This window comes from Bacteroides hominis, assembly GCF_033042785.2.
Classification (GTDB): domain Bacteria; phylum Bacteroidota; class Bacteroidia; order Bacteroidales; family Bacteroidaceae; genus Bacteroides; species Bacteroides hominis.
Genome location: NZ_CP178829.1, coordinates 625143 through 651641 on the forward strand (window position 1 = coordinate 625143; position 26499 = coordinate 651641).

The window sequence follows — 26499 nt, forward strand, 5'->3', positions numbered from 1 at the left end:
CAAATTTTAATTGTTGTGTGTTTAGTTACTCTGTTACCTCTTCTCTTCCCAATACCTGATCAAGATCAGCCTTTGCAACCAGATAGTCGTAAATAGACTGATTGTAGGTCAACTGGGCCTGTGTGAGCGCCACTTCCGAATCGTTCAGTTCAAGGATAGTCCCTTTTCCCACTTCATAACGTTTCTGGGCAATGAGACGTCCCTTTTCTGCTTGTACGATTCCTTCTTTATTGCTGACCACCTGTTCAGTGCTTGCGGCCATATTGTCCAGATAGCTGGTGGCCTGCATAGTCAACTGACGCTGTACGTTGGTACGGTTCTCGGTCAATTGCTGCATCTGAATCTTGGTCTGCTTCACCTTCGTAAAGTTACTTGCCTTAAACAAAGGAATACTCAGGCTCAAACCGACAGTAGAATATGGAAACCACTTATAGTGTGACATCTTAAAGTCATTATTCAGTGATGTATACGAATAGTTGAAAGATGCAGCCAGCGTCGGCATAAAGTTAGTCCGCTGAACAGCCAGCGTCTTCTTCAACAAATCGGCATTTAAATCCAATTGCTTCAAATCGCTGTTATTGTTCAGGTTCAGCTGGTTGCTTTCCATCTGGCGACGGAACATCACCATTTCATAATCCTTCAGGTTACCGTCAGCGGCAATAGCTACATCGGTATCCATCCCCATCAGCACCTGCAACTGCAAACGGGCAAGATTCACCCCGTTACGGGCGGAAACAACCGAAGGTTTCAGGCTGCGCACCTGTACATCGGCGCGAATCTTATCGTACTCGCTAACCGTACCTTGCTCGTATTTGGCTTTCACCACTTCATAGTTAGCCTCTGCCTGTGCATAGCTCTGCAGAAGCACCTCGTAGCTGTCCTGTGCCAATAGCAGTTGATAATACGCCTTGGTCACTTGATTCACCAGATCGAGTTTTGACGAGCGTGCCTTCTCAACAGCCAGTTCTACATCCGATTTAGTCAGATTAATACTCTTGTAAAGTGCCGGAGCAAAAACGGGCAGACTCACATTCAGTCCTCCGTTATACGAGTTGTCCGAACCTACCTGGATGGTCTGCGATTCTCCGCCAAAGTCCATCACCATTGTCTGTTTTTTCAGTGTCCGCGAATAAGAACCTGTCAACGAAATCTCCGGAAATAATCCTCCGTATGCCTCCTTCTTAGCCTCTTTTTTCAGCTGAATCTCTTGGCCGGCCACTTTCATTGTGGGGTTTTCACTCAACGCAATTTCCAGTGCTTTGTCAAGCGTCAGTTGCAAGGTGTCTTTAACCTCCTGTGCCTGCACATAACCCACCGAGAGCAGTACAGCCACCGCTAAAAGCATCTTTTTGCTTAAGAAACATTTCATTTTGTTCATACAATAATTTTAGTTGTTTATCCTGGGAACTTCTTTGTGCTTCCCTATCTTAGTGTATTCTTTGTTTTCTATATTCCGTTATGAAATCTTCCAATACCCGTGCTCCTTTCTCTGTGGAAATGCCACGGATATAGGTAAACATAATCGCCTCGTAAACCTCGAGGAAAGAATATTTATTGCAAATATCCGTATTCATCAACAGGTCGAGCTGCTCGTGAACCAACAGGTTGACAATGGCAAAGTTTACATCATCTCTGAATATCCCCTGTTTAATGCCCATCTTAAAAAACTCGATCGTACTGTCCGAGTCTCTTTCCCGGTAATTCTTCAGCAAGCTGTGAACTTTCGGATATTTCTTTATGTCCTCAAAAAACGTTTGTTCGTTCGATGGAATGTCTCAATGCTCCGCTGATAGCATACAAGTATAACTTCAAGAACATTTTTTGAGTTAGCCAAAGTTTCCGCCAAGAAGGTATTCATCTCCTCCTGACGCTTTAAAATACACTCGGTCAGCAAGCTCTCTTTATCTTGAAAGACCTCATAAAGTGTACGTTTCGATATACTTAAGGACGCAGCAATGTCGTCCATCGTAATACTTTTGATACCATGTGCAGTAAAAGCTTCCGAAGCTGTCTCAATAATTCTGTCTCTTAGTTCCCCTCTTTGTGAGTTCTCTTTCACATTCTCAATCATTAACCCGTTCTTTTGTTGTTAGACTATCGATTATCAGCGTTTTCGCCTAATAGAAACGAAAAACTGAACAAAGATAAGCAGAAAACTCGACGGGATAAATCAGTTTCCTAATTATGCATACATATTTGATAAATATTATAACTTTCCAAACGAAAATCGAAACAAGTGTTAACAGAAAACAATGATGCAAAGATAAGGCTAAGAGATACTTTCAGAAAGGTATTCCCGCCCACCGAAAGAGAAAAATCGATAAACGACGGATATATTCCGATGAATAGGGAAGAAGAAAACCCCTCTCCCGCCCCTCTTCCGTGGAGGGAGAAGGGCAGACATTCAGAGGGGTGCTCTATCTATATCGCCTGCGGAATATAGACAGCATGTAGAAAACGGACTTAATACTCAGACCTTGTCCGGTTGAGGAAAGCGACCGTTTTATGAATTTCTTTGTACATCACGATATCGTCTTTCACAAACGGGACTTCTTTACGATATGCAGCCAGATATCGCTCAAGTATAGGTGAGGTTTTTGCCGGACGTCGAAACTCTATTCCTTGTGCGGCATTCATCAACTCGATGGCGAGAATGTGCTCCAGATTATCCATCACCCGAAAAAGTTTAGTGGCGGCATTGGCTCCCATACTGACATGATCTTCCTGACCGTTGGAAGAAACGATAGAATCGCTCGAAGCCGCATAGCAGTACATCTTATTCTGGCTGACCATGGATGCGGCGGCATATTGGGGAATCATAAAGCCGGAATTAAGTCCGGGATTGGCAACCAAAAATTCCGGCAGCCCACGCAGCCCCATGATTAATTGTGCCACACGCCGCTCAGAGATATTGCCCAATTCGGCCATCGCAATGGCAAGGAAATCGAAAGAGATGGCCAATGGCTGTCCGTGGAAATTTCCACCGGATATAATCTGATCTTCGTCCGGAAAAATAGTGGGGTTGTCCGTCACCGAATTAATTTCGGTCAGCAACACAGAGGAGACATACCGGATGGCATCTTTCGTTGCCCCGTGTACCTGGGGGATACAACGAAAAGAGTACGGATCCTGCACATGCTTTTTGGGACGGGCTATCAGCTCGCTTCCCTGCAACAAACGGCGGAATATTTCTCCTGTCTCAATCTGTCCCTGATGGGGCCGGATCTGCTGAATACATTCCATAAAGGGATCAATACGCCCATCGAAAGCTTCAAGCGAAAGGGCGGCAATCATATCTGCTTTCTTTGAAAGCCGCTGTGCTTTGAGCAAGGCAAAAACTCCGTTGGCACTCATAAACTGAGTACCATTCAGCAAGGCAAGCCCCTCTTTGCTCATCAGCCTTACAGGCTCCCAGCCAAACTCGTCGAGCACACTGATGGCTTCACGCTTCTTACCTTTATAATATACATCGCCCACCCCGATCAAAGGCAAGAAAAGATTGGCCAGCGGTGCCAAATCGCCCGAAGCCCCTAAGGAGCCACGGTCATAGACAATGGGCATCACGTCATTATTGAAGAAATCGAGAATGCGCTGCACAGTGATGACTTGCACTCCGCTATGCCCCAAAGACAGGGCATGTGCCTTGAGCAACAGCATCAACTTGACTATAACCGGACGAATCTCCTCGCCTACACTGCAAGCATGGCTTTTCACAAGGTTCTCCTGCAAGGTGCTGAGTTCATCGGGTGATATGCTTTTACTGCACAACGAACCGAATCCGGTAGTGATACCATACAACGGTTCAGTGGAAGCAGCTATTTTCCGGTCGAGATAGTCACGGCATTTCCGAATGCGCTTTTGGGCTTCCGGAGCCAGTTCCAGTTTCAGATTTTCGTTAATAATGCGTTCGATGATTCTGAAAGTCAGTTCACCGGAGCCTACGTAATAGACATTATTCATTGATTCAGTTCTTGGTTGACAACTTCAAGTAATTCTTTCTCCCGCGTACAGGCCAATTGCTCCAGACGGCAGGCTTCCCGCTTCAATTCGTCGACAAAGGCTGTGTCTTTGAGCGAAGCCAGATTGATGCGGACATTCAGCAAAGCCCCCAGTACCGCCGAACGGGCAGCCATCATGGCTACGCAGGCATCGGTAATGGCATTCCGGTTACCCAGACGGGCTACATCGGCTATAATCTCCATCAACTCGCAGGCATTGCGTGCCACCTGCATCGGGATGAGTGCCGCAAAACGTGTGGCTTCCTGAATAGCAGCGCTCCGGGCAGCTTTCTCTTCATCCGTGGTCTTAGGCAATTTAAAACAACCGAAAACACGATCATACGCCTCGGAATCACGATCGATGTATTCGACAAAAAGCTCCTGCTGTCCAATGCTCAGGCGGGATATATGCTTCATCAGCTCCTCATGTTCCTCATACCCTTTCTTTCCAACGGTCAGTCCGGCTACCATGGCAGTCAGCGCCGAAGCCACAGCACCATTGAGAGCCGCTATACTACCACCTCCGGGTACAGGATCGCTACCGGCTACTTTATCTAAAAACTCTTTTACGGTTAATTCTGCTAACATAGTTCTTCTGATATTATCGGGTTTATATTTCAGACAGACGGATAAAGCACTCCGCTTTTGATAGTCGTATTTACGCAATTCATCCCTACATAATAAGGTAGAATATTATAATCGTCGGAATCGAGCACTACGAAATCGCCCTTTTTACCCACTTCGATGCTGCCAATGGAATCGGCACGGTTAAGGGCAGCCGCACCATTCAGAGTAAGAGCCGTAATGGTCTCTTCTACAGTGAACCGCATATGGATGCAAGCCAAGGCAAACGTCAGAGGTATGGAGCCGGAGAAACAACTTCCCGGATTCAGATCTGTAGCCAATGCCACGGCACATCCGGCATCGATCATATCCCGTCCGCGGGCATAGGGTTCCTTCAATGCGAAGGCAGTGAGCGGAAGGAGCGTGGCAACCACTCCCTTACGGGCCATAGCTTCGATACCTGCATCGGAAGCATGCAACAGATGGTCGGCAGAGACGGCACCTAACTCAGCAGCCAGTTCGGCCCCTCCCAAAGAAACGATCTCGTCGGCATGAAGTTTCGGTAAAAGCCCGTAATCTCTGGCGGCTGTCAGCAAACGACGTGACTGTTCAACGGAAAAGACACCCTCTTCACAAAACACATCGCAAAACTCGGCCAATGAATCCCGCTGAATGACGGGAAGCAGTTCACGGATCAGGAAGTCGATATAGTCATCGGGACGATCTTTGTATTCGGAAGGCAGCGCATGTGCTCCCAGGAAGGTAGGCACAATATCCACGCGCGTACATTCATCATTATTCAGGCTACGCATCACTTTGAGTTGCAGCAATTCCGTTTCACGGTTCAGTCCGTACCCGCTTTTACCTTCAACGGTGGTGATCCCCATGGAGGTCATCTTCCTCAAAAGTCCCTCTGCCCTGGAACGCAGGTAGATGAAAGAGAGTTTCCGGGTAGCTTCCACTGTACTGGCAATGCCACCGCCCCGCTGCATGATAGACATATAGCTCTCTCCTTTAAGACGCCAAGAAAACTCTTCGGCACGCTCACCCCCAAAGACAAAATGGGTATGTGAATCGACAAAACCGGGCAGCAGACATTTTCCGCGGGCATTGTAGTGCCAGAAGTGATGATAATACCCGTCACGTATTTCTCCCCGGTTGGGACCGACGTAAGTGATGGTGCCATCCACAACTTCGACTGTCGCATTCTCCAAGATTTGGAGTTCCGCCATCTCCTTTCCTTTCCGGGCTGAAAAGCCGAGAGGAGTTACTACTTTGGCATTAAATATGATTAAGTTTTCGCTCATGGTCCTTTATTCCATTATACGTAATTCGAGCACCTGCTGCATAGAAAAATTCTCCAAACCGAGATAATAAGAGGCGGTATCGATCAGTGCTTCCATCGGGACAAGCCCCACAATCTCGCTTCCAATAATAGTCACCCCATAACGGCGAGCCTCGATACGCACCAGTTCAAAGGCACGATAGAGGGCCGTACGGGTGTAATCGGTCATATTGATGGACACTTGGGTAATGTTCCGCTCTTTCAGTTCCACTCCCATCGCCTTGACATAACGCAGACCACCGTTGATGTGACGGATGTTCCTGGCAATCTTGGTCGCTATCTCAAGATTATCGGTACTTAGGTTGATATTATAGGCAACCAGAGGCATACGGGCACCAATAGCAACTGTACCGGCCGTAGGATGCCGGTCTGCCGGACCAAAATCCGGCTGCCACTCGGGAAGTTTGATTTTCACGGCCATTCCTTCGAACTCACCTTTACGCACGGCAGCGAGATTTTCACGGTGGGGAGCAGTTGCCGACTTCTCATAAAGAAAAACGGGAAGATGATAGAGTCCGGCTACTTTCTCCCCCACCTCGCGGGAAAGAGAGACGGCTTCATCCATCGTCACGTTTTTAATAGGGATGAAAGGCACTACATCGACTGCTCCCATACGGGGGTGCTGTCCCTGATGATGATTGAGATCTATCAGTTCCACCGCAACACCGATAGCTTCGATAACGGCATCCCGCAAGGCTTCCGGTTCACCGACAAGAGTCACCACCAGCCGGTTATGATCTTCATCATTGCTATAGTCGAGCAACTTTACTCCTGCACGGGCACGAAACGGAGCAACAATACGATCTATTTTTTTAAGATCACGCCCTTCACTGAAGTTGGGAACGCATTCCACGATTTTATTCCAATTCATAACTATACGGTTTTGGGTTCACCACAGATTACACGGATTAACACAGATATTTCAATTTAACTCTCAGTAAAATAAATTATTAATCTGTGAGAATCCGTGTAATCTGTGGTGAGTTATATTCATTTCTAAATAATTATTCTCTTTATCAGCTCTTCATCCACCAGATAGGGCATCGTAATGTGATAAGTATCTCCATGCGACAGATTGAAGGCCTCACTGGTTTCCATCGCATGTTCATTGCGTGCCCACGAACGGCGGGCTACTCCTCCCATCACATCCCAAAGCATAGAAGAACGGAGAATCTCGTCTACCCTCGAACTTCCGTCACATACCATGCCGAAACCACCGTTGACAGCTTTGCCGATACCCACACCTCCACCATTATGCAGCGCCACCAGACTCATGCCCCGGGCACAATTTCCGGCAAAGCATTGCACAGCCATATCGGCCATCACGTTGCTGCCGTCTTTTATATTGGAAGTTTCACGGAAGGGTGAGTCTGTCCCGCTCACGTCATGATGGTCGCGTCCCAGCATGATGGGACCGACTTCACCGTTACGCACCATTTCGTTAAACCGGAGGGCGATCTTTAAACGTCCGGCAGCATCCTGATACAGAATGCGGGCTTGTGTGCCCACCACCAGTTGATTCTTACCGGCATCCTTTATCCAGTTATAATTATCAAGATCTTGTCCGCGGCGCTTCACATCAATGCACTCCATTGCAGCACGGTCAGTCTTGGCAAGATCTTCGGGCTTACCACTCAGGCATACCCAACGAAACGGACCATATCCATAGTCAAAAAGTTCCGGCCCCATAATGTCTTCCACATAGCTCGGCCAGATGAAGCCGTCTTTTTCATCCACTCCATTCCGTGAAATCTCTTTGACCCCGGCATCATAGATGGCTTTCATAAAAGAGTTACCGTAATCGAAAAAGTAAGTACCACGGGAAACAAGCTTCTTTATCACCGCAAAATGACGGTGCAGGGATTCGTTGACCAATCGGCGGAACGTTTCAGGAGATTCGTGCAACAACCGGGTACGATCTTCAAATGTGACTCCGGCGGGGCAATACCCTCCTTCGTAGACGGCATGACAAGAAGTCTGATCGGACAAAAGATCGATCGGAATATCTTCCTGGGCGGCATATTCAAGCAGGTCAACTACATTACCATGATAGGCCACAGAACAAGGTTCGTGCCGTTCGGCAGCACTCAATGCCATCCGGAAAGCTGCATGAAGATCAGTAGTGATATACCCCACCCATCCTTGATTGTAGCGGGTCTCGATGCGGGAACGATCCACTTCGGCTATAATTGAAACAGCACCGGCTATTTCGGCTGCCTTGGGTTGTGCACCGCTCATACCTCCCAAACCGGAAGAGACAAACAAATGTCCGCTCAGATCCTTATCCTGAGGAATACCCAACTTGAGCCGACCGGCATTCAGCAATGTATTGAATGTACCATGCACGATGCCCTGCGGACCGATATACATCCATCCACCGGCCGTCATCTGCCCATAATTGGCAACTCCCATCTGGGCTGCTTCGTGCCAATCATGCTGATTGTCGAACATGCCTACCATCATCGAGTTGGTAATGATAACACGGGGTGCATCCGGACGGGAATGGAAAAGCCCTAACGGATGTCCGGACTCAATGACAAGGGTCTGTTCACGGGTCATCACTTCAAGGTATTGCTTTATCAGCCGATATTGCATCCAGTTCTGACACACCTGCCCGGTCTCACCATAAGTAACAAGTTCGTAGGGATAAAGAGCAATATCAAAACAGAGATTATTGTCAATCATCACCTGAAAAGCTTTGCCCTCGATACAGTTCCCCCGGTATTCGTCAATGGGTTTAGCCTTGAGATCACCGGCCGGACGAAAACGGTATCCATAAATACGTCCGCGTGTTCGTAACTCCTCCAGAAACTCAGGAGCCAGTTTTTCGTGCAAGTCTACAGGGATATAACGTAATGCATTCTTCAAGGCCGTGACGGTCTGCGCCGGAGAAAGGGTGTATCCACGGTCGGGTGCCCGGCGAATACCTTCTACGAATGCCGGATATTCGGGCAACTGATTGCTGAGAGTCATTTTCATAATAAATGGAATTAAGGATTGCAAACTGTCAGCGTTACAATTTGATAACTCTTCGCAATATAGAAAAAAGGAAAGAATCTACAAAGATTTCGGTAGGTTTATTAACAAAAGGTTAGAAGAATAAAAGAAACCGGATAGCTAACGGCCGCTATTTCTCTTCTGCCTTCAACAGACGCAGATATTTATCGGTGACTTTGGCCGATTCGCTATTTTCATTCAGATAGGCAGTCTTCCAGTCCGGATGGCCTTCGAGCAACTCCTCCATCCTCTCTTTCCCGACAAATCCCACTTTATTGGTTTCAGGATCTATCTCATAATATACCCGTTTGGATATTAAAGCGGAAGCGGCAATGGCATCACCAAACTTACCGCCGAGCATTACATCCATTGTAGCATCGCTACCTGCGGCCACAGAACCAAGGGGAATGGCACTAAAATAGATATGATCTCCTATACGCAGGGCGGGAGCATACCAACCTCCGAAACGAAACTTTTTATAACGCAACCGTTTACAATTGATGTAAAGGGAGGTATCTGCCTGTACGGCATAACAACGGGACTTCAGATATTTGCACATGGAGTCGTCTGACCCGACACTGATCTTATAGTCAGCGCCACCGGTCATCAGAATATGATTCTTTGTACGTTTTTCCACTTTCAGCGAAGTAACCGTATCTCCTTCACAAGCGAGCAGCCCTTTCAGATTGGAATATACGACATTCTGCGCAGTAACTTCCATCACCAGCCAACTCATCAACAGCAGGAAACACAATTTCTTCATAAACGCACCCTATTAAAGATTTTCACGGCGGAAAGGTACACCTTTTAACGAACCGGAGCAAGTTTTCAGAAGAAAAGTTTAAGAAAAAGGAGAGAAACACTTGACTTTTGCTTAGTAATGTCGTATCTTTACTGACAGAATCATAAAGTACGTTCAATTTATATTAGGGATGAAAAAGGGAGGCCGTTGCTTCCCTTTTTTTATGATTCGCCTTGTAAAACCCGACTTGAAAAACTTATATGAAACATGGACGGAGGCTCTATCTATCTTGAAGCAAGGCTCTTCAGAAGTGAAACACCGGCTCTGTTCCATTCAAAGCAAGGCTCTCCGCCCTCTCTTCCCGGTAGCAACGGACCGCAATGCCGGTAGCATCCGGAGAGAACGTGGGTAGATAAGTGAACTTCTCCGGAAGGAACAGGAAAAACACTGAAGATTAGACCGGAAACCGACTCTTACGTTAATAATCAGTAAATCTGCTCTTGACAAAAACAAGCTCCGGGCAAGAGAATGGCGTACTCACACTAAATATATTATTTTTGCATTCAAACAACAGGAGAACATGGAACAATTGAATCTCATCATAGACACTTATCAACGAATCATCCTTGAATCGGAATCACAACTGGCAAAAGTTAAACGACACATCTATCGTATCGGTACACTACGGTTGATACTTTTTGCAGCCGGAGTTGCGGGTATTATCTACTTCTGGAGTGAAGGCAGACTGGTGATCAGCGGCATCGCGGCAATCACCTTTATCCCTTTCCTGCTGCTGGTGAAACTGCATAACCGTTTGTTCCGCCAGAAAGATTATCTTGAAAAGAAGATAGAAATCAACCGCCAAGAACTGCAGGCCATTGCATACGATACGTCTGCTTTCGACAACGGAAAGGAGTTTATCGATCCGGCACATCTTTATACCTATGACCTGGATGTTTTTGGTGAGCATTCACTCTTTCAGTATATAAACCGTACCGCTACGCAACCGGGCAAAAAGAGACTGGCCGAATGGATGAACACACACTTGAAAAATAAAGCAGAAATAGAGAAACGACAAGAGGCTGTAAAGGAACTGGCTCCGGAATTGGAAATGCGTCAGCACTTCCGTATACTCGGGTTGCTGCATAAAGGCAAAACGGCCGATGAAGAAGAGATCAGGAACTGGGCAACAAGCCCGGAATATTACCGAAAAAAATGGTATTTCCGGACCTTAGCCATCCTTGTTCCGTTGGCCAATGCCGTCTGCCTCGGACTGGCTATAGCCGGTGTCATCTCGTTCACCACATGGGGAATTGTCTTCGCAGGTATAGGTCTCCTCAGCTCCTCTTTCTCAAAAGGTGTCAGCCAGATGCAGTCCGTATACGGCAAAAAGATGCAGATACTGACAACTTATGCACACCTGATTCATATAATCGAGGAAAAAGAGATGGAAAGCAGCGCACTGAAGCGGGTGAAAGGACTGGTGGGAGGTGAAAAGCAAACAGCTTCGCAAGCAGTGAAACGCCTCACTGCCTTGATGAACGCCCTGGACCAACGGAATAATATGCTAATGCAATTTGTCCTGAACGGACTCTTCTTCTGGGAATTGCGTCAGGTAATGAAGATAGAAACCTGGAAAGAAAGTTTCGCAGCCAACCTCCCGCATTGGCTTGAAGCAATCGGAGAAATGGACGCCTATTGCTCATTGGCCACTTTCGCCTACAATCACCCCGGATATGTATTTCCAGAAATCGCATCCAAACCATTCTGTATGGAGGCCGGAGCACTGGGCCATCCGTTGATGGATCGAGATAAATGTGTACGCAATGATATTCAGATTGCAAAACGACCTTTCTTTGTTATTATCACAGGAGCAAATATGGCAGGAAAAAGCACCTATCTGAGAACCATAGGGGTAAGCTATCTGCTGGCGTGTATAGGGGCCCCTGTCTGGGCGGAAAAGATGAAGCTATATCCGGCACAGCTTATCACAAGTCTACGCACAACCGACTCTTTGACAGAAAATGAATCATACTTCTTTGCAGAGTTGAAACGACTGAAACTTATTATCGATAAACTAAACTCGGGAGAAGAACTTTTCATTATACTCGACGAGATTCTGAAGGGAACGAATTCCATGGACAAACAAAAAGGGTCTTTCGCATTGATCAAACAGTTTATGGCTCTGCAAGCAAATGGGATCATAGCCACTCACGACCTCTTGCTCGGTTCACTTATCGATTTATTTCCTGAAGACATCCATAACTATTGTTTTGAAGCGGACATCACTAACAACGAACTTACTTTCTCATACAAACTCAGAGACGGCGTAGCACAGAATATGAATGCTTGTTTCCTGATGAAGAAAATGGGGATAGCCGTCATCAACGACTGATCCCCATGATATATTGAAACTTGAATTAAAGGATCAATGCCCTTTGATCTTAGTCAAAAAAGCTGCGATGGAAGCTGCTTCCCCATTAGTGAAATAACGCACGGAAGTTATCGGGTTATAAGTATAGGGCACAAACTGGAACAGTTGTACGGCAGCAAACTTCTTATCTTCAGAAAGCATTACGTCTAAACGCAAATTTCCACTGGTACCTCCTTTAGCTGTGGACTGCAAAGAGAAATCACCCGACTTCACCATATCTGTCAATTCATCCAGATGCTTCAGATCAAAAAAGATGCTCTGCTCTTTGGCGACACTACCTGTCGGTAAATAAACAATCTCTTTGGATTTCCAGAACAGCCGGAAGACTCCAACCAGGAATAAGGCAGTACCGAGCACCATAAGCCCCATACTGACAGTAGACGAACGGTCTTCCATTTCAAAGGTGGACACAAACGCGATCACTCCCGCCAATAACATGACGCAAGAGAAGATAAGTCCTGAAATACTTGTACGTTTTGCAATATCTGGGTGTGAAGATGCAAAAATAGTTGCATCAATAGCTTGGGTTGTCATAATATCTAAGTTTAAATTATTAGTGGATAATAGCTGAAAATAGTACCATACCTATTTTTAGCAGGTACAGTAAATCAAAATAATAATAGAACTAATAAATTAAACTCCTATACGATAATGCGCCTTAGAGCGAAAACATAGTATTCGCTTACTGGATGACAACAATAAGAAGTAGTGGTATCATAGAGTTTTCCCCACTGCTGAGACAAGGCAGCATCCCGGTCTGCCAACCTTTGGGCAAGACCTTTTAAAGAGAAAACATATTCGGCTGCTTGAATGCGCTGTATACGTGACATCGCAATTTGATGAACCTGAATACCTGCTCCGGCCAATTCAGCATCAGGAAAGTAAGGAGCCTGGGGATTGCTAACAGTTTCGTGCGTATCTCCTTTAAGCACTGACATAGCCATATAGGTATCTTGTTCCGCCTGTTCTCCTGCGAAATAGTTGTTGGCTACACAATGAAGCGCTACAGCGAACAACATGAACAATATAATTTTAATGAACTTTGCCATATCTACCTGCAAATATAACAGATTATTCAGTCAAACTGTTCATCTTCAAATCATTTTAAAGTATCTTTAGTAAAATCAACAAAAAAGGCCACTCTTTCGAGTAGCCTTTTTTATATCTATAAGAATAATTGTTGAATTATTCTGCTGATTCAGCTTTCGGTTCTTCAGTAGCGGGAGCTTCAGCAGCAGGAGCAGCTTCAGTAGCTTTCTTTGAACGACGAGTACGAGTAGCTTTCTTAGCAACTTTCTCTTTAGCCATGTTTTCGTTGTAGTCAACGAGTTCGATGAAGCACATTTCAGCATTGTCACCCAAACGGTTTCCTGTCTTGATGATGCGAGTGTAACCGCCCGGACGGTCAGCAATCTTCACAGAGATTTCTTTGAACAATTCTGTTACAGCAAATTTATCCTGCAAGTTGCTAAATACAACACGACGAGAGTTTGTTGTGTCTTCTTTAGACTTTGTGATCAAAGGCTCAACGAATTTCTTCAAAGCTTTTGCCTTTGCTACAGTCGTAGTGATTCTTTTGTGCTTGATCAAAGAACAAGCCATGTTAGATAACATAGCACTTCTGTGAGAAGCAGTACGACCTAAATGATTGAATTTTTTATTATGTCTCATTTTTTATTCTTTATCTAATTTATATTTAGAAATATCGGTTCCAAACGACAGATTCAGACTTTCCAGCAAATCATCAAGCTCGGTAAGCGATTTCTTTCCGAAATTTCTGAATTTCAGCAAGTCAGTTTTGTTGAACTGTACCAAGTCGCCCAATGTTTCAACATCAGCTGCCTTCAAACAATTGAGGGCACGTACTGACAGATCCATATCGACAAGCTTAGTCTTCAACAGCTGACGCATATGCAATACTTCTTCATCGAACTCTTCGTTACCATCAACGTCATTACTTTCAAGAGTAATCTTTTCGTCAGAGAATAACATGAAGTGATAAATCAGAATTTTAGCAGCTTCTTTCAGAGCTTCTTTCGGGTGAATGGAACCGTCGGTAGTAATTTCAAGTACCAACTTCTCGTAGTCAGTCTTCTGCTCAACGCGGAAGTTTTCTACAGCGTACTTAACGTTACGTATCGGCGTATAGATTGAATCGATTGGAATTACATTAACATCGGTACAATATTCGCGGTTTTCATCAGCGGGGACGTAACCACGACCTTTGTTAATCGTAATGTCAATCTGCATAGTTGCTTTAGAATCTAAATGACAAATAACTAATTCCGGATTTAACACTTCAAATCCAGTCAAATACTTACCTATGTCACCTGCTTTAAATTCACTAGAATTCTCGATAGTGATGCTCACTTTTTCGCTCTCGAATTCTTCAACTACTTGCTTGAATCTCACTTGTTTCAGATTCAAGATAATGTTGGTAACATCCTCTTTTACTCCAGGAACACTAGAAAATTCGTGCTCAACACCTTCTATGCGGATAGTGGTGATAGCAAAACCTTCTAATGAAGAAAGGAGGATACGGCGCAAAGCATTACCAACGGTAATACCAAAACCGGGTTCCAAGGGACGAAATTCGAATTTACCGAATTTGGCATCCGCTTCCAACATTAATACTTTATCAGGTTTTTGAAATGCTAATATCGCCATGAAATTAATTATTATTTAGAATACAATTCAACAATCAAATGCTCTTTAATGTTTTCAGGAATGTCTGCTCTTTCAGGAATGTGCAACAATTTGCCTACCTTTGAAGCTTCATCCCATTCCAACCAAGCATATTTGCTGTGATTGAAACCAGCGAGAGAATTAGCAATTACTTCCAAAGATTTAGATCTTTCACGAACGCCAATCAACTGACCCGGTTTAACTGCGTATGAAGGAATGTTCACTACCTGTCCGTCAACCGTAATGTGTCTGTGGCTTACCAACTGACGAGCAGCTGCACGTGTAGGAGCAATACCCAAACGGAACACAAGGTTGTCAAGACGACCTTCAAGCATCTGGAGAAGTACCTCACCGGTAATACCTTTAGCTGTAGCTGCCTTTTCGAACAAATTGCGGAATTGTTTTTCTAATACTCCATAAGTATATTTAGCTTTCTGTTTCTCACGAAGCTGAATACCATATTCAGAAGTTTTTCTTTTTCTTGAATTTCCGTGCTGTCCGGGAGGATAGTTTTTCTTCGACAAAACTTTATCAGCTCCAAAGATACCTTCACCGAATTTACGGGCTATTCTTGATTTTGGTCCAGTATATCTAGCCATTTCTTTTTAAATATTTAATTGTTTATTCATGAACTCAATTTGTTGCAGCCGCGATTACAGAGAAGAAATTAATGCAATCCAAAAACAAAATCAAGTATCATTTTTATTAAAGGTAAATCTTAAACTCTACGTCTTTTCGGAGGACGACAGCCGTTATGCGGAAGCGGAGTTACGTCAATAATTTCTGTAACCTCAATACCTGCACCATGAATCGTTCTGATAGCAGACTCGCGTCCGTTACCCGGACCTTTAACATATGCTTTTACCTTTCTCAGGCCAAGATCAAATGCAATTTTAGCACAATCCTGGGCAGCCATCTGAGCTGCATAAGGAGTATTCTTTTTAGAACCTCTAAATCCCATCTTTCCTGCAGACGACCAAGAGATAATCTGCCCTTCACTATTTGCAAGAGAAACAATAATATTGTTGAAAGATGAATGAACATGCAATTGTCCATTAGCATCTACCTTAACATTTCTCTTCTTAGCTGCGACTGTTTTTTTTGCCATATCAACAATTATTATTTAGTAGCTTTTTTCTTATTTGCAACGGTTTTCTTTCTACCCTTACGAGTACGTGCATTGTTTTTAGTGCTCTGACCTCTTACAGGCAGACCAATACGGTGACGTACACCACGGTAGCAACCAATATCCATTAATCGCTTAATGTTCAATTGTACTTCAGAACGAAGATCACCTTCAACTTTATACTCTGCACCGATGATCTCACGAATCTTTGCAGCCTGATCATCTGTCCAGTCTTTCACCTTCAGATCTTTGTCTACACCAGCTTTATCTAAAATTTTTGCTGAACTACTACGACCTATTCCATATACATAGGTCAACGCAATCTCACCTCTCTTATTTTGAGGTAAATCTACACCAACTATTCTTATAGCCATATACTAAATTATTTTTTTTGCAAAAATAATAAATTATCCTTGACGTTGTTTATACTTAGGATTTTTCTTGTTAATAACATACAAACGGCCATTACGTCTAACGATCTTACATTCTGGCGTACGTTTCTTTAATGATGCTCTTACTTTCATATCTTATTTTATTTATATCTAAATACAATTCTTCCTTTCGATAAGTCGTAAGGAGACATTTCGACTCTTACTTTATCACCCGGCAAGATCTTAATGTAATGCATTCTCATCTTACCAGAAATATGAGCAGTAATCTCATGTCCGTTTTCTAATTCAACACGAAACATTGCATTAGACAATGCTTCAACTATAACTCCATCTTGTTCTATTGCAGATTGCTTTGCCATATATTATATCGCTTTATCTCCTAAAACTTCTTCTATGAATTTAAATGATGACAGAATATCAGCCTCGCCTGCACCTACCGCAATGGTATGCTCAAAGTGTGCGGCACATTTCCGATCTCTTGTTCTCACTGTCCATCCGTCACGTTCCATAATCACTTGTCGGTCACCTTGCGTAATCATCGGCTCAATTGCAATACAAAGACCTTTTTTCAAAAGTGTTCCGTATCCTCTTTTACCATAATTCGGAACTTGAGGATCTTCGTGCATGTCTTTACCAATCCCGTGACCGACAAACTCACGCACTACACCATAAGAATGGGATTCACAATAGTGCTGGATAGCATATCCGATATCACCGATTCTCTTCCCTTGTACAGCATTCTGAATACCAATATACAACGCCTCTTTAGTTACCTTCAACAATTGACGAACTTCTTCGTCCACCTCACCAACGCAAAAGGTATAAGCCGAATCACCACAGAAACCATTCATGTATGTCCCACAATCCACCGAAACAATATCACCGTCTTTCAACACGATATCTCCCGGAATTCCATGCACGACCTCTTCATTAACCGATGTGCATAATGAAGCTGGAAACGGATCTCCATATTGATTAGGAAAGCCTTTAAAAGTAGGGACAGCACCATGATCTCTGATAAACTCTTCCGCTACCTTATCCAGTTCTTTTGTGGTAACTCCCGGTTTCACTAATTTGGCAACTTCAGCCAACGTTCTCCCAACAAGCAAGTTACTCTGACGGAGCAGCTCTATTTCATCTTCTGTTTTAAGAAATATCATTTCTACTCAAAGAATTAATATGCAGCTACACTACTACCAGTGCGTCCTTTGATACGACCTGACTTCAACAAGCCATCATAATGTCTCATCAACAAATGACTTTCAACCTGTTGCAGCGTATCTAAAACAACACCTACAAGAATTAACAGAGACGTACCACCGAAGAATTGAGCAAACTCAGCCTTCACACCAAAGATACCGGCAAATGCGGGCATAATAGCAATGAAAGCCAAAAAGAAAGAACCTGGCAAAGTAATACGTGACATGATGTCATCGATATACTCAGCAGTTTTCTTACCTGGCTTAATTCCCGGAATGAAACCATTATTTCTCTTCATATCCTCGGCCATTTGAGTCGGGTTAATGGTTATCGCAGTATAGAAATACGTAAATAAGATAATCATTACTGCAAAAACAAAATTATACCAGAAACTCGTATGGTCAGTAAATGCATGTACGAAACCACTTACATTGTTCGTGTTAGAAAAGCCAATGAAAGTGATCGGAATAAACATGATTGCCTGAGCAAAAATGATAGGCATCACACCAGCAGCATTCACTTTTAAAGGAATGTACTGTCTTGCACCGCCGTACTGTTTATTACCGACAATTCTTTTTGCATACTGTACAGGAATTTTTCTTGTGCCTTGTACCAAAAGAATTGCTCCTGCAATTACTATCAGCAGGAATACTATTTCAAATAAGAACATGATTAAACCACCAGTCTTATCAGTCATACGGGAAATCAACTCCTGGAACAATGACTGCGGAAGACGAGCAATAATACCAATCAAGATGATAAATGAAATACCATTACCAATACCTTTATCCGTGATTCTTTCACCAAGCCACAGGATAAACATACTTCCAGCTGCCAAAATAATGGTAGAAGTAACCATGAAAAGAGTCCAATCTAATGAAGCATTTAAGGAAGGTCCAGCCTGCATTTTAAGATTGAGCAAATAAGAAGGGGCCTGAACCAATAAAATAGCAATCGTCAAATAACGAGTATATTGATTCATCTTTCTTCTGCCACTTTCTCCTTCTCGCTGAAGTTTCTGGAAATACGGCACAGCGATTCCCAACAACTGAATAACGATTGATGCAGAGATATAAGGCATAATTCCTAATGCGAAAATAGACGCATTAGAAAATGCTCCTCCTGAGAACATGTTTAATAAGGCTAAAAGGCCCTCGCTTGTTTGTTGGTGCAATTGTGTCAGCATACCCGGGTTGATTCCAGGCAGCACAACGTACGAACCGAAACGGTAAATCGCCACAAACAATATGGTAATGAGGATCCGTTGTCTCAGATCCTCAATTTTCCATATATTCTTTAATGTTTCAATAGCTTTTCTCATTGAATCAGAGTTTTACTACATTTCCACCAGCAGCCTCAATAGCAGCAACAGCACTCTTAGAGAATGCATGAGCTTCTACACTCAGCTTAGCAGTCAAAGTTCCGTTACCCAATACTTTTACCAACTGGCTTGAAGAAATGAATCCAGCTTCAATAAAGTCATTAACTCCTATTTTTTCCAACTTCTTAGCTTCAGCCAATTTCTGGATTGTTTCTAAGTTAATAGCTTTATATTCCACTCTATTAATGTTCTTAAAACCAAATTTAGGTACTCGACGTTGAAGAGGCATCTGACCACCTTCAAAACCGATTTTTTTAGAGTATCCAGATCTTGATTTAGCACCTTTATGACCTCTTGTAGAAGTACCTCCTAAGCCAGAACCCGGACCACGTCCGATTCTTTTTCTTGTTTTAGTAGAGCCTTCTGCAGGTTTTAAATTACTTAAGTTCATATTGTAATTCGTTTTATATTCAACAAATAATTACTTAACAATGGCAACCAAGTGTTTAACCTTATCTACCATTCCAAGAATTGAAGGAGTGCTTTCGTGTTCAACCACACGGTTCAATTTGCGAAGTCCCAGTGCATCAAGAGTTCTTTTCTGATCAGCCGGAGCACCAATTCTACTTTTAACTTGTTTGATCTTTATAATTGACATATCTCCCTCCTTATCCTCTAAATACTTTTTCAACACTAATTCCTCTGTTTTGAGCAATCATTCTTGCATCACGCATTTCGCCCAAAGCCATGATAGTAGCCTTCACGAGGTTATGCGGATTTGAAGAACCTTTTGATTTAGCCAAAACGTCAGTTACACCAACACTTTCCAATACGGCACGCATAGCACCACCGGCTACAACGCCAGTACCATGAGAAGCAGGTTTGATGAATACCTCGGCACCACCAAACTTAGCTGTCTGTTCGTGAGGAACAGTACCTTTCAGTACAGGTACTCTTGTCAGGTTTTTCTTAGCCGACTCAACACCTTTAGCGATAGCTGCTGTTACTTCACCAGCTTTACCAAGTCCCCAACCGATAATACCTTCTTCGTTACCTACAACTACAATTGCAGAGAAACTAAAAGTTCTACCACCTTTGGTTACTTTAGTAACACGATTAATAGCAACTAATCTGTCTTTCAGTTCTATATCGTTAGTAATCTTAACTCTATTATTAACTCCTGCCATAATGATTAAAATTTAAGTCCACCGTTACGAGCAGCATCAGCTACTTCTTTTACTCTCCCATGATACAAGTAACCATTACGGTCGAAAACAACAGTCGTAATACCTGCTTCCTGAGCCTTTTTTGCAATCATCTCACCTACTTTAGCAGCAACTTCTTTCTTAGGCAACTTCTCAGTCATACCCAGTGAAGAGGCAGCAGCCAATGTCTTACCTGACAAATCGTCGATAATCTGGACATAGATTTGCTTGTTACTTCTAAATACACTCATACGCGGACGTGCAGCAGTACCTGACACTTTATTGCGTACTCTATATTTGATCTTAATTCGTCTTTCTATTTTTGTTGTCATAATAATACAAATTTACGTAAATTACTTAGCACCGGCTGATTTACCAGACTTTCTGCGAATTACCTCGCCAACAAACTTAATACCTTTACCTTTATACGGTTCGGGCTTACGGAAAGAACGTATCTTAGAGCAAACTTGACCAAGCAATTGTTTGTCACAAGACTCTAAAAGAATAAGAGGATTCTTATTTCTTTCTGACTTTGTCTCTACTTTGACTTCAGGAGGCAACTGTATAAAGATATTGTGTGTATATCCTAATGCTAATTCAATGATATTTCCTTGATTAGAAGCACGGTAACCAACACCAACAAGCTCCAATTCTTTCTTATATCCTTCAGAGACACCAACAACCATGTTGTGTACTAATGAACGATACAAACCGTGAAATGCATGTTTCTGCTTGGGATTATCCAGCATTGCATTTTCGTTTTCAGTTAAAGTGATGTGTCCATCTTCAATAGCAATATTGATAGCCGGGTTCACATACTGGCTAAGTTCACCTTTAGGTCCTTTAACAGTAACCACTTCACCGTTCAGAGTAACTGTTACTCCAGCGGGAATACTAATGGGTAATTTTCCTATTCTTGACATTGCTTTTTCCTCCTATTAATATACATAACACAATACTTCACCACCGATCTTGAGTTCAGCAGCTTCTTTGTTTGTCATTACACCTTTGGAAGTAGATATTATAGCAATACCCAAACCATTAATAACACGCGGCATATCTTTGTAACCAGTATACTGACGCATACCCGGAGAAGATATTCTTTCAAGTTTTTTGATTGCGTTAACTTTGTTAACCGAATCATACTTCAAGGCAACTTTAATCGTTCCTTGAGGACCGTCTTCTACAAACTTATAATTAAGAATGTAGCCTTTTTCAAAAAGAATCTTAGTGATTTCTTTTTTCAAATTTGAAGCAGGAACTTCTACAACTCTGTGCTTTGCATTAATTGCGTTCCTTAACCTCGTCAAATAATCTGCTATTGGATCAGTCATATAAAAAATAATTAAATTAATCAGGACTACCCTGACAATATTTAAACAATATATTTACCAGCTTGCTTTCTTTACACCTGGGATCAGCCCATTAGATGCCATTTCACGGAACTGGATTCTTGAAACACCGAACTGACGGATATATCCTTTAGGACGACCAGTCAATTTACAGCGATTGTGCATACGAATCGGATTAGAATTCTTAGGAAGCTCCTGTAATTTCTGTGCAGCTTCGAAAGCTTCAGCAGGATCTCCGGTTCTCACAATCTGCTTCAAGGCAGCTCTCTTTTCGGCATATTTGGCTACTAATTTAGCACGCTTTACTTCGCGTGCTTTCATTGATTCCTTTGCCATAATTTATCAGTCTTTTTTAGCGTTTTTAAACGGTAAACCGAATTCTTTCAATAAGGCATAACCTTCTTCATCTGTTTGCGCAGAGGTTACAAAGGTAATATTCATTCCGAGAATTCTGGTAATACTATCGATATTAATTTCAGGGAAAATGATTTGCTCCTGAATACCAAGGGTATAGTTGCCCTTACCATCGAACTTAGTTTCAATACCTTTGAAGTCACGGATACGCGGCAGAGCCACGCGAACCAATTTTTCCAGGAATTCGTACATTCTTTCACGACGCAGAGTTACCATAACTCCGATCGGCATTTTCTTACGCAACTTAAAGTTAGCGATATCTTTACGCGAAATAGTAGCTACGGCCTTCTGACCGGTGATAGCTGTCATTTCGTTGATTGCCACTTCGATAATCTTCTTGTCAGCAACAGCCATACCCAAACCCTGATTGATAACAATCTTCTTAAGTACGGGTACCTGCATTGTAGAAGAATACTGGAATTGTGACTTTAATGCAGGAGCAATGCGCTCTGCATATTCTTTCTTAAGGCTTGCAGTATTACTCATTACTTAATCTCCTCTCCTGATTTTTTAGAATAACGCACTAAAGTTCCTTCAGAACTTATTTTTCTACCAACACGCGTTGCTTTACCAGTTTTTGGATCAACCGGATTCAAGTTTGAAATGTGGATAGGAGCTTCCTGCTTAACTATACCACCCTGCGGGTTCTTTGCATTCGGTTTTGTGCTTTTAGATACCATGTTGATACCTTCAACTATTGCACGTCCTTCTTTAACAAGAACCTTCAATACACGACCAGTTTTACCTTTGTCTTCACCAGCATTTACGTAAACTGTATCGCCTTTTTTAATATGTAATTTACTCATTACTTAAATCTTTTACAAAATTAAAGTACCTCAGGCGCAAGTGACACAACTTTCATGTTTGTAGCACGAAGTTCTCTTGCTACAGGACCGAAAATACGACTACCTCTAATTTCACCTGCATTATTCAACAACACGCAAGCATTATCATCAAAACGTATATAAGAACCATCGGGACGACGGATTTCTTTCTTAGTACGTACGATCAAAGCTTTTGACACTGCACCCTTTTTAACATCACTTGAAGGGATGACGCTCTTTACAGAAACGACAATAACATCCCCCACTGAAGCGTAGCGACGACCTGTTCCGCCCAATACACGGATACACAGGGCTTCTTTAGCTCCACTGTTGTCACATACTGTAAGTCTGGATTCTACTTGTATCATAATTACTTAGCTCTTTCAATTATTTCTACTAATCTCCATCTTTTAGTCTTGCTCAAAGGACGAGTTTCCATGATGCGTACAGTATCACCTACATTGCATTCATTCTTTTCATCGTGAGCATGGTACTTCTTCGTTTTGCTAACGAACTTACCATATATAGGGTGTTTTTCCTTGAACTTAGCAGCAACTGTAACGGTTTTATCCATTTTATTGCTCAGCACAACCCCTGTTCTTTCTTTTCTTAAATTTCTTGCTTCCATCAAGCTGATCATTTATTGTTAAGTTCTCTTTGGCGTAACTCTGTTCTCATACGCGCAATCGTCCTGCGTAATTGTTTGATCTGCGCAGGATTTTCCAAAGGAGAAATAGAATGATTGATAACCATTTGGTTGTAATTAACCACTTCTGCTTCTACTCTTTCTACCAAATCATTGGTAGACATTTCTTTAATTTCTGCAATTTTCATAAACCTTACGCATTTTGATTTTGAATATCATAATCACGTCTCACGACAAACTTCGTAGTAATCGGAAGTTTCTGAGCTGCCAAACGCAATGCTTCTTTCGCGATCTCGTAAGATACTCCTTCAGCTTCAATAATAATTCTACCTGGTGTAACCGGAGCCACGAATCCTTCGGGGCTACCCTTACCTTTACCCATACGTACATCAGCAGGTTTTCTAGTAATCGGTTTATCCGGGAAAATACGAATCCAAATCTGTCCCTGACGTTGCATATATCTTGTCACTGCAATACGAGCAGCTTCAATCTGTCGGCCTGTGATCCATTTAGTTTCTAAAGCCTTAATACCAAAAGAACCAAAAGCGAGCTGGTTGCCTCTTTGTGCATTACCTTTAGCGCGACCTTTTTGTTGTCTTCTGAATTTTGTCTTTTTCGGTTGTAACATAGTTTCCTAAAATTCAAATTCGTTTAGCGATTATTTTTCTTTCTTTTGAAGTTCTTTCCGCCGCCGTTGTTTCCACCATTGTTTCCACGACCACTTTCTTTGCTTTGTGTAAAGTTCGGAGCCAATTCTCTCTTACCAAAAACTTCACCTCTACAAATCCAAACTTTAATACCGAGAAGACCTACTTTTGTCAATGCTTCAGCATGGCAATAGTCGATATCTGCTCTGAAAGTGTGTAACGGAGTTCTTCCTTCCTTATACATTTCAGAACGGGCCATTTCAGCTCCATTCAAACGTCCTGAAATCTGAATTTTGATACCTTCAGCACCCATACGCATAGTATTTGCGATAGCCATCTTAATGGCGCGGCGATAGGCAATTTTACCTTCTACCTGACGAGCGATGTTATTAGCAACAATCACAGCATCCAGTTCCGGTCTTTTCACTTCAAAGATATTGATTTGAATATCTTTGTCGGTAACCTTCTTCAACTCTTCTTTTAACTTATCAACTTCCTGGCCACCTTTACCGATAATAATACCCGGACGAGCAGTGCAAACAGTAATAGTAACGAGCTTCAGCGTACGTTCAATTACGATTCTTGATACACTTGCTTTCGCAAGTCTTGCATTAAGATATTTACGGATCTTGCTATCTTCCAGCAAAGAGTCACCGTAATCATTTCCACCATACCAGTTAGAATCCCATCCTCTGATAATTCCTAAACGGTTGCTTATTGGATTAACTTTTTGTCCCATCTACCTTAATTTTGATCTTCGTTATTACTTTTAGAACCAACGAACAATGTTACGTGATTTGAACGTTTGCGAATTCTGTATCCTCTTCCCTGCGGAGCCGGTCTCATTCTTTTGAGTGTAGCACCACCATCAACAAAAATCTTCGTTACGAATAATTCGCCACTTTCAGCTTTACGTTCGTTTTTCTGCTCCCAGTTAGCAATTGCAGAGCGCAATAATTTTTCCACTCTTGCAGCTGCTTCTTTTGAAGAAAACTTCAAAACGCCAAGTGCTCTGTTCACTTCCATCCCACGAATCATGTCAGCCACGAGACGCATTTTGCGAGGAGAAGTAGGAACATTTTGCAATTTAGCAAAATACATGGTTTTAAGGGCTTCTTTTCTCTTTTCAGCCGATATTTTTTTTCTTGCTCCCATTATATTTATTACTTTATTATTTCAGATAAATCCTGTTATTTTTTCTTGTTACCAGCGTGTCCTCTGAATGTACGAGTTGGAGCGAATTCACCCAACTTGTGACCTACCATATTTTCGGTAACATATACAGGAATAAATTTATTTCCGTTGTGAACTGCAACTGTATGGCCTACAAAATCAGGCGAAATCATTGAAGCTCTGGACCAAGTCTTAACGACAACTTTCTTGCCTGATTCATTCATAGCAAGCACTTTCTTTTCGAGTTTTACGTTAATATATGGACCTTTTTTTAATGAACGACTCATAGTTTACTCAATTAATCAGATTACTTTTTTCTTCTCTCAATAATGTACTTAGACGATTGTTTCTTCGGAGCTCTAGTCTTAAGTCCCTTAGCATACAATCCCTTACGAGATCTTGGGTGACCTCCGGAAGCACGTCCTTCACCACCACCCATCGGGTGATCAACCGGGTTCATAACAACACCACGGTTACGAGGACGACGGCCTTGCCAACGAGAGCGTCCAGCCTTACCTGAGCTTTCCAATCCATGATCTGAGTTACCAACGCTACCGATAGTAGCTTTACAAGTGCTAAGTATTTGTCTTACTTCACCTGAAGGCAATTTAATTACACAGTATTTACCTTCTCTTGAAGTCAGCTGAGCGAAGTTTCCTGCTGATCTAACCAGAGCAGCACCCTGACCCGGACGCAATTCAATATTATGAATTACTGTACCGACCGGGATATTCTGAAGCGGAAGTGCATTACCAATCTCAGGCGCCGCATTCTCTCCGGACATCAAAGTCGCACCAACTTGCAATCCATTGGGAGCAATAATATATCTTTTTTCACCATCAGCATAAAACAACAAAGCGATACGAGCCGAACGGTTCGGATCGTATTCGATCGTTTTTACAACTGCCGGAACACCGTCTTTATTTCTTTTGAAATCGACAATTCTGATCACTTTTCTATGGCCACCACCCATGTAGCGCATTGTCATCTTACCTTCGCTGTTACGACCGCCAGATGATTTTTTACCATATACAAGCGACTTTTCTGGTACTGATGCAGTAATTTCCTCGAAAGTACCAATAATCTTATGTCTTTGCCCCGGTGTAGTGGGCTTAAATTTACGTACTGCCATTTTTATTAAATATTGCTATAAAAATCAATAGTATCTCCTTCTTTCAATGTCACGATTGCTTTTTTGTAAGCATTCGTACGACCATTGATGATACCTGCTTTTGTATAACGGCTCTTATTTTTGCCAGCATACTTCACAGTATTTACATCAACTACCGTAACATTATAAAGGGCTTCAACTTCACTCTTAATTTCCAATTTATTAGCTTCAGGACGCACGATAAAGCCGAAACGATTCAGCTTATCAGTTATCGCAGTCATTTTCTCTGTCACCAACGGTTTAATAATAATTCCCATTATTTA

At 42.6% G+C, this 26499-nt stretch carries 38 protein-coding genes and 1 pseudogene; 2 read left to right on the top strand and 37 right to left on the bottom strand.

The features are described from left to right. Positions 1-25: 25 nt before the first annotated feature. The 8 genes and pseudogenes from R3O62_RS02995 to R3O62_RS03030 form a co-directional block, all read right to left on the bottom strand. Entirely contained in the window at positions 26-1378 is a 1353-nt protein-coding gene (locus tag R3O62_RS02995) for a TolC family protein (protein WP_032531561.1), read from the bottom strand. A 49-nt stretch (positions 1379-1427) separates the two neighbouring features. After that, a pseudogene (locus R3O62_RS03000) lies at positions 1428-2071 on the bottom strand (TetR/AcrR family transcriptional regulator). Between the two features lie 392 nt (positions 2072-2463). Continuing rightward, a complete protein-coding gene (gene hutH / locus R3O62_RS03005; protein WP_269110373.1) occupies positions 2464-3960 on the bottom strand; it encodes a histidine ammonia-lyase in 1497 nt (498 codons plus the stop codon). Continuing rightward, entirely contained in the window at positions 3957-4586 is a 630-nt protein-coding gene (locus R3O62_RS03010) for a cyclodeaminase/cyclohydrolase family protein (protein ID WP_005782244.1), read from the bottom strand. Before R3O62_RS03010 ends, hutH begins: the two co-directional genes overlap by 4 nt. Positions 4587-4615: 29 nt before the next feature. Then, positions 4616-5869 (bottom strand): imidazolonepropionase, encoded by a 1254-nt coding sequence (gene hutI / locus R3O62_RS03015; RefSeq protein ID WP_022011075.1) that lies wholly within the window; start codon positions 5867-5869, stop codon positions 4616-4618. 6 nt (positions 5870-5875) lie between these two features. After that, positions 5876-6778, bottom strand: coding sequence for a glutamate formimidoyltransferase (ftcD, locus tag R3O62_RS03020; protein ID WP_032539209.1), 903 nt, complete (start codon positions 6776-6778; stop codon positions 5876-5878). A 125-nt stretch (positions 6779-6903) separates the two neighbouring features. Then, complete coding sequence (locus tag R3O62_RS03025; protein ID WP_032539208.1) at positions 6904-8886, bottom strand: urocanate hydratase; 1983 nt, start codon at positions 8884-8886, stop codon at positions 6904-6906. A 148-nt stretch (positions 8887-9034) separates the two neighbouring features. Next, entirely contained in the window at positions 9035-9667 is a 633-nt protein-coding gene (locus R3O62_RS03030; RefSeq protein WP_005782237.1) for a DUF6563 family protein, read from the bottom strand. A gap of 226 nt (positions 9668-9893) precedes the next feature. Here R3O62_RS03030 and R3O62_RS03035 point away from each other — a divergent pair, with 226 nt between their 5' ends. Together R3O62_RS03035 and R3O62_RS03040 are read left to right on the top strand one after the other, a co-directional pair. Further along, on the top strand, positions 9894-10058 hold the full coding sequence (locus R3O62_RS03035; protein ID WP_157173565.1) for a hypothetical protein: 165 nt from the start codon (positions 9894-9896) through the stop codon (positions 10056-10058). Between the two features lie 168 nt (positions 10059-10226). After that, a complete protein-coding gene (locus tag R3O62_RS03040; RefSeq protein WP_032539207.1) occupies positions 10227-12041 on the top strand; it encodes a MutS family DNA mismatch repair protein in 1815 nt (604 codons plus the stop codon). Between the two features lie 33 nt (positions 12042-12074). Here the strand turns inward: R3O62_RS03040 and R3O62_RS03045 are convergent, their stop codons facing one another. The 29 genes from R3O62_RS03045 to rplW all read right to left on the bottom strand — a co-directional run bounded on the left by R3O62_RS03045 (position 12075) and on the right by rplW (position 26493). Next, positions 12075-12614, bottom strand: a complete 540-nt coding sequence (locus tag R3O62_RS03045; RefSeq protein WP_005782234.1) for a hypothetical protein — start codon at positions 12612-12614, stop codon at positions 12075-12077. Positions 12615-12721: 107 nt separating this feature from the next. Further along, positions 12722-13129 (bottom strand): hypothetical protein, encoded by a 408-nt coding sequence (locus R3O62_RS03050; RefSeq protein WP_005782232.1) that lies wholly within the window; start codon positions 13127-13129, stop codon positions 12722-12724. Between the two features lie 136 nt (positions 13130-13265). Continuing rightward, positions 13266-13751, bottom strand: a complete 486-nt coding sequence (gene rplQ / locus R3O62_RS03055; RefSeq protein ID WP_005811343.1) for a 50S ribosomal protein L17 — start codon at positions 13749-13751, stop codon at positions 13266-13268. 3 nt (positions 13752-13754) lie between these two features. After that, positions 13755-14747 (bottom strand): DNA-directed RNA polymerase subunit alpha, encoded by a 993-nt coding sequence (locus R3O62_RS03060; protein ID WP_005782229.1) that lies wholly within the window; start codon positions 14745-14747, stop codon positions 13755-13757. An 11-nt stretch (positions 14748-14758) separates the two neighbouring features. After that, the gene (gene rpsD / locus R3O62_RS03065) at positions 14759-15364 is read right to left on the bottom strand and encodes a 30S ribosomal protein S4 (RefSeq protein WP_005782227.1); all 606 of its coding nucleotides are present in this window, start codon (positions 15362-15364) and stop codon (positions 14759-14761) included. Between the two features lie 119 nt (positions 15365-15483). Next, entirely contained in the window at positions 15484-15873 is a 390-nt protein-coding gene (rpsK, locus tag R3O62_RS03070; RefSeq protein WP_004296327.1) for a 30S ribosomal protein S11, read from the bottom strand. A gap of 11 nt (positions 15874-15884) precedes the next feature. Next, the gene (rpsM, locus tag R3O62_RS03075; protein WP_002558050.1) at positions 15885-16265 is read right to left on the bottom strand and encodes a 30S ribosomal protein S13; all 381 of its coding nucleotides are present in this window, start codon (positions 16263-16265) and stop codon (positions 15885-15887) included. A 33-nt stretch (positions 16266-16298) separates the two neighbouring features. Beyond that, positions 16299-16415, bottom strand: a complete 117-nt coding sequence (gene ykgO, locus R3O62_RS03080; RefSeq protein WP_002558051.1) for a type B 50S ribosomal protein L36 — start codon at positions 16413-16415, stop codon at positions 16299-16301. An 8-nt stretch (positions 16416-16423) separates the two neighbouring features. Next, a complete protein-coding gene (gene infA / locus R3O62_RS03085) occupies positions 16424-16642 on the bottom strand; it encodes a translation initiation factor IF-1 (protein WP_002558052.1) in 219 nt (72 codons plus the stop codon). Positions 16643-16645: 3 nt separating this feature from the next. After that, on the bottom strand, positions 16646-17443 hold the full coding sequence (gene map / locus R3O62_RS03090) for a type I methionyl aminopeptidase (RefSeq protein ID WP_005782225.1): 798 nt from the start codon (positions 17441-17443) through the stop codon (positions 16646-16648). A 14-nt stretch (positions 17444-17457) separates the two neighbouring features. Further along, entirely contained in the window at positions 17458-18804 is a 1347-nt protein-coding gene (secY, locus tag R3O62_RS03095; RefSeq protein WP_005782223.1) for a preprotein translocase subunit SecY, read from the bottom strand. A 4-nt stretch (positions 18805-18808) separates the two neighbouring features. Next, on the bottom strand, positions 18809-19255 hold the full coding sequence (gene rplO, locus R3O62_RS03100) for a 50S ribosomal protein L15 (protein WP_005782221.1): 447 nt from the start codon (positions 19253-19255) through the stop codon (positions 18809-18811). A gap of 30 nt (positions 19256-19285) precedes the next feature. Beyond that, positions 19286-19462: a 50S ribosomal protein L30 gene (gene rpmD / locus R3O62_RS03105; RefSeq protein WP_005782220.1), complete on the bottom strand. Its 177-nt coding sequence runs from the start codon at positions 19460-19462 to the stop codon at positions 19286-19288. Between the two features lie 10 nt (positions 19463-19472). Further along, the gene (rpsE, locus tag R3O62_RS03110; protein WP_005782218.1) at positions 19473-19991 is read right to left on the bottom strand and encodes a 30S ribosomal protein S5; all 519 of its coding nucleotides are present in this window, start codon (positions 19989-19991) and stop codon (positions 19473-19475) included. 5 nt (positions 19992-19996) lie between these two features. Then, positions 19997-20341 carry a 50S ribosomal protein L18 gene (gene rplR / locus R3O62_RS03115; protein ID WP_005782216.1) on the bottom strand — a complete coding sequence of 115 codons (345 nt, stop codon included), beginning with the start codon at positions 20339-20341 and terminating at the stop codon, positions 19997-19999. A 21-nt stretch (positions 20342-20362) separates the two neighbouring features. Next, positions 20363-20932: a 50S ribosomal protein L6 gene (gene rplF / locus R3O62_RS03120; protein WP_005782214.1), complete on the bottom strand. Its 570-nt coding sequence runs from the start codon at positions 20930-20932 to the stop codon at positions 20363-20365. Positions 20933-20947: 15 nt separating this feature from the next. Beyond that, on the bottom strand, positions 20948-21343 hold the full coding sequence (rpsH, locus tag R3O62_RS03125) for a 30S ribosomal protein S8 (RefSeq protein ID WP_005782213.1): 396 nt from the start codon (positions 21341-21343) through the stop codon (positions 20948-20950). Positions 21344-21397: 54 nt separating this feature from the next. Next, positions 21398-21697: a 30S ribosomal protein S14 gene (gene rpsN / locus R3O62_RS03130; protein WP_005782211.1), complete on the bottom strand. Its 300-nt coding sequence runs from the start codon at positions 21695-21697 to the stop codon at positions 21398-21400. Positions 21698-21703: 6 nt separating this feature from the next. Then, on the bottom strand, positions 21704-22261 hold the full coding sequence (gene rplE / locus R3O62_RS03135; RefSeq protein WP_005782210.1) for a 50S ribosomal protein L5: 558 nt from the start codon (positions 22259-22261) through the stop codon (positions 21704-21706). Beyond that, the gene (gene rplX, locus R3O62_RS03140) at positions 22261-22581 is read right to left on the bottom strand and encodes a 50S ribosomal protein L24 (protein ID WP_005782208.1); all 321 of its coding nucleotides are present in this window, start codon (positions 22579-22581) and stop codon (positions 22261-22263) included. The genes rplE and rplX overlap by 1 nt, the downstream gene beginning before the upstream one ends. A gap of 20 nt (positions 22582-22601) precedes the next feature. After that, a complete protein-coding gene (gene rplN / locus R3O62_RS03145; protein ID WP_004296340.1) occupies positions 22602-22967 on the bottom strand; it encodes a 50S ribosomal protein L14 in 366 nt (121 codons plus the stop codon). Positions 22968-22969: 2 nt separating this feature from the next. Next, positions 22970-23239, bottom strand: coding sequence for a 30S ribosomal protein S17 (gene rpsQ, locus R3O62_RS03150; protein WP_005782206.1), 270 nt, complete (start codon positions 23237-23239; stop codon positions 22970-22972). After that, positions 23236-23433, bottom strand: a complete 198-nt coding sequence (rpmC, locus tag R3O62_RS03155; protein WP_005782204.1) for a 50S ribosomal protein L29 — start codon at positions 23431-23433, stop codon at positions 23236-23238. Before rpmC ends, rpsQ begins: the two co-directional genes overlap by 4 nt. A 5-nt stretch (positions 23434-23438) precedes the next feature. After that, positions 23439-23873: a 50S ribosomal protein L16 gene (gene rplP, locus R3O62_RS03160; protein WP_005791549.1), complete on the bottom strand. Its 435-nt coding sequence runs from the start codon at positions 23871-23873 to the stop codon at positions 23439-23441. Positions 23874-23896: 23 nt separating this feature from the next. Beyond that, positions 23897-24631, bottom strand: a complete 735-nt coding sequence (gene rpsC, locus R3O62_RS03165; RefSeq protein WP_005782201.1) for a 30S ribosomal protein S3 — start codon at positions 24629-24631, stop codon at positions 23897-23899. Positions 24632-24636: 5 nt separating this feature from the next. Continuing rightward, complete coding sequence (gene rplV, locus R3O62_RS03170) at positions 24637-25047, bottom strand: 50S ribosomal protein L22 (protein WP_004291236.1); 411 nt, start codon at positions 25045-25047, stop codon at positions 24637-24639. 35 nt (positions 25048-25082) lie between these two features. Next, entirely contained in the window at positions 25083-25352 is a 270-nt protein-coding gene (gene rpsS / locus R3O62_RS03175) for a 30S ribosomal protein S19 (RefSeq protein ID WP_005782197.1), read from the bottom strand. Positions 25353-25372: 20 nt separating this feature from the next. Beyond that, the gene (rplB, locus tag R3O62_RS03180; RefSeq protein WP_005782195.1) at positions 25373-26197 is read right to left on the bottom strand and encodes a 50S ribosomal protein L2; all 825 of its coding nucleotides are present in this window, start codon (positions 26195-26197) and stop codon (positions 25373-25375) included. Positions 26198-26202: 5 nt separating this feature from the next. Next, entirely contained in the window at positions 26203-26493 is a 291-nt protein-coding gene (gene rplW, locus R3O62_RS03185) for a 50S ribosomal protein L23 (RefSeq protein ID WP_005782193.1), read from the bottom strand. Positions 26494-26499: the final 6 nt, after the last annotated feature.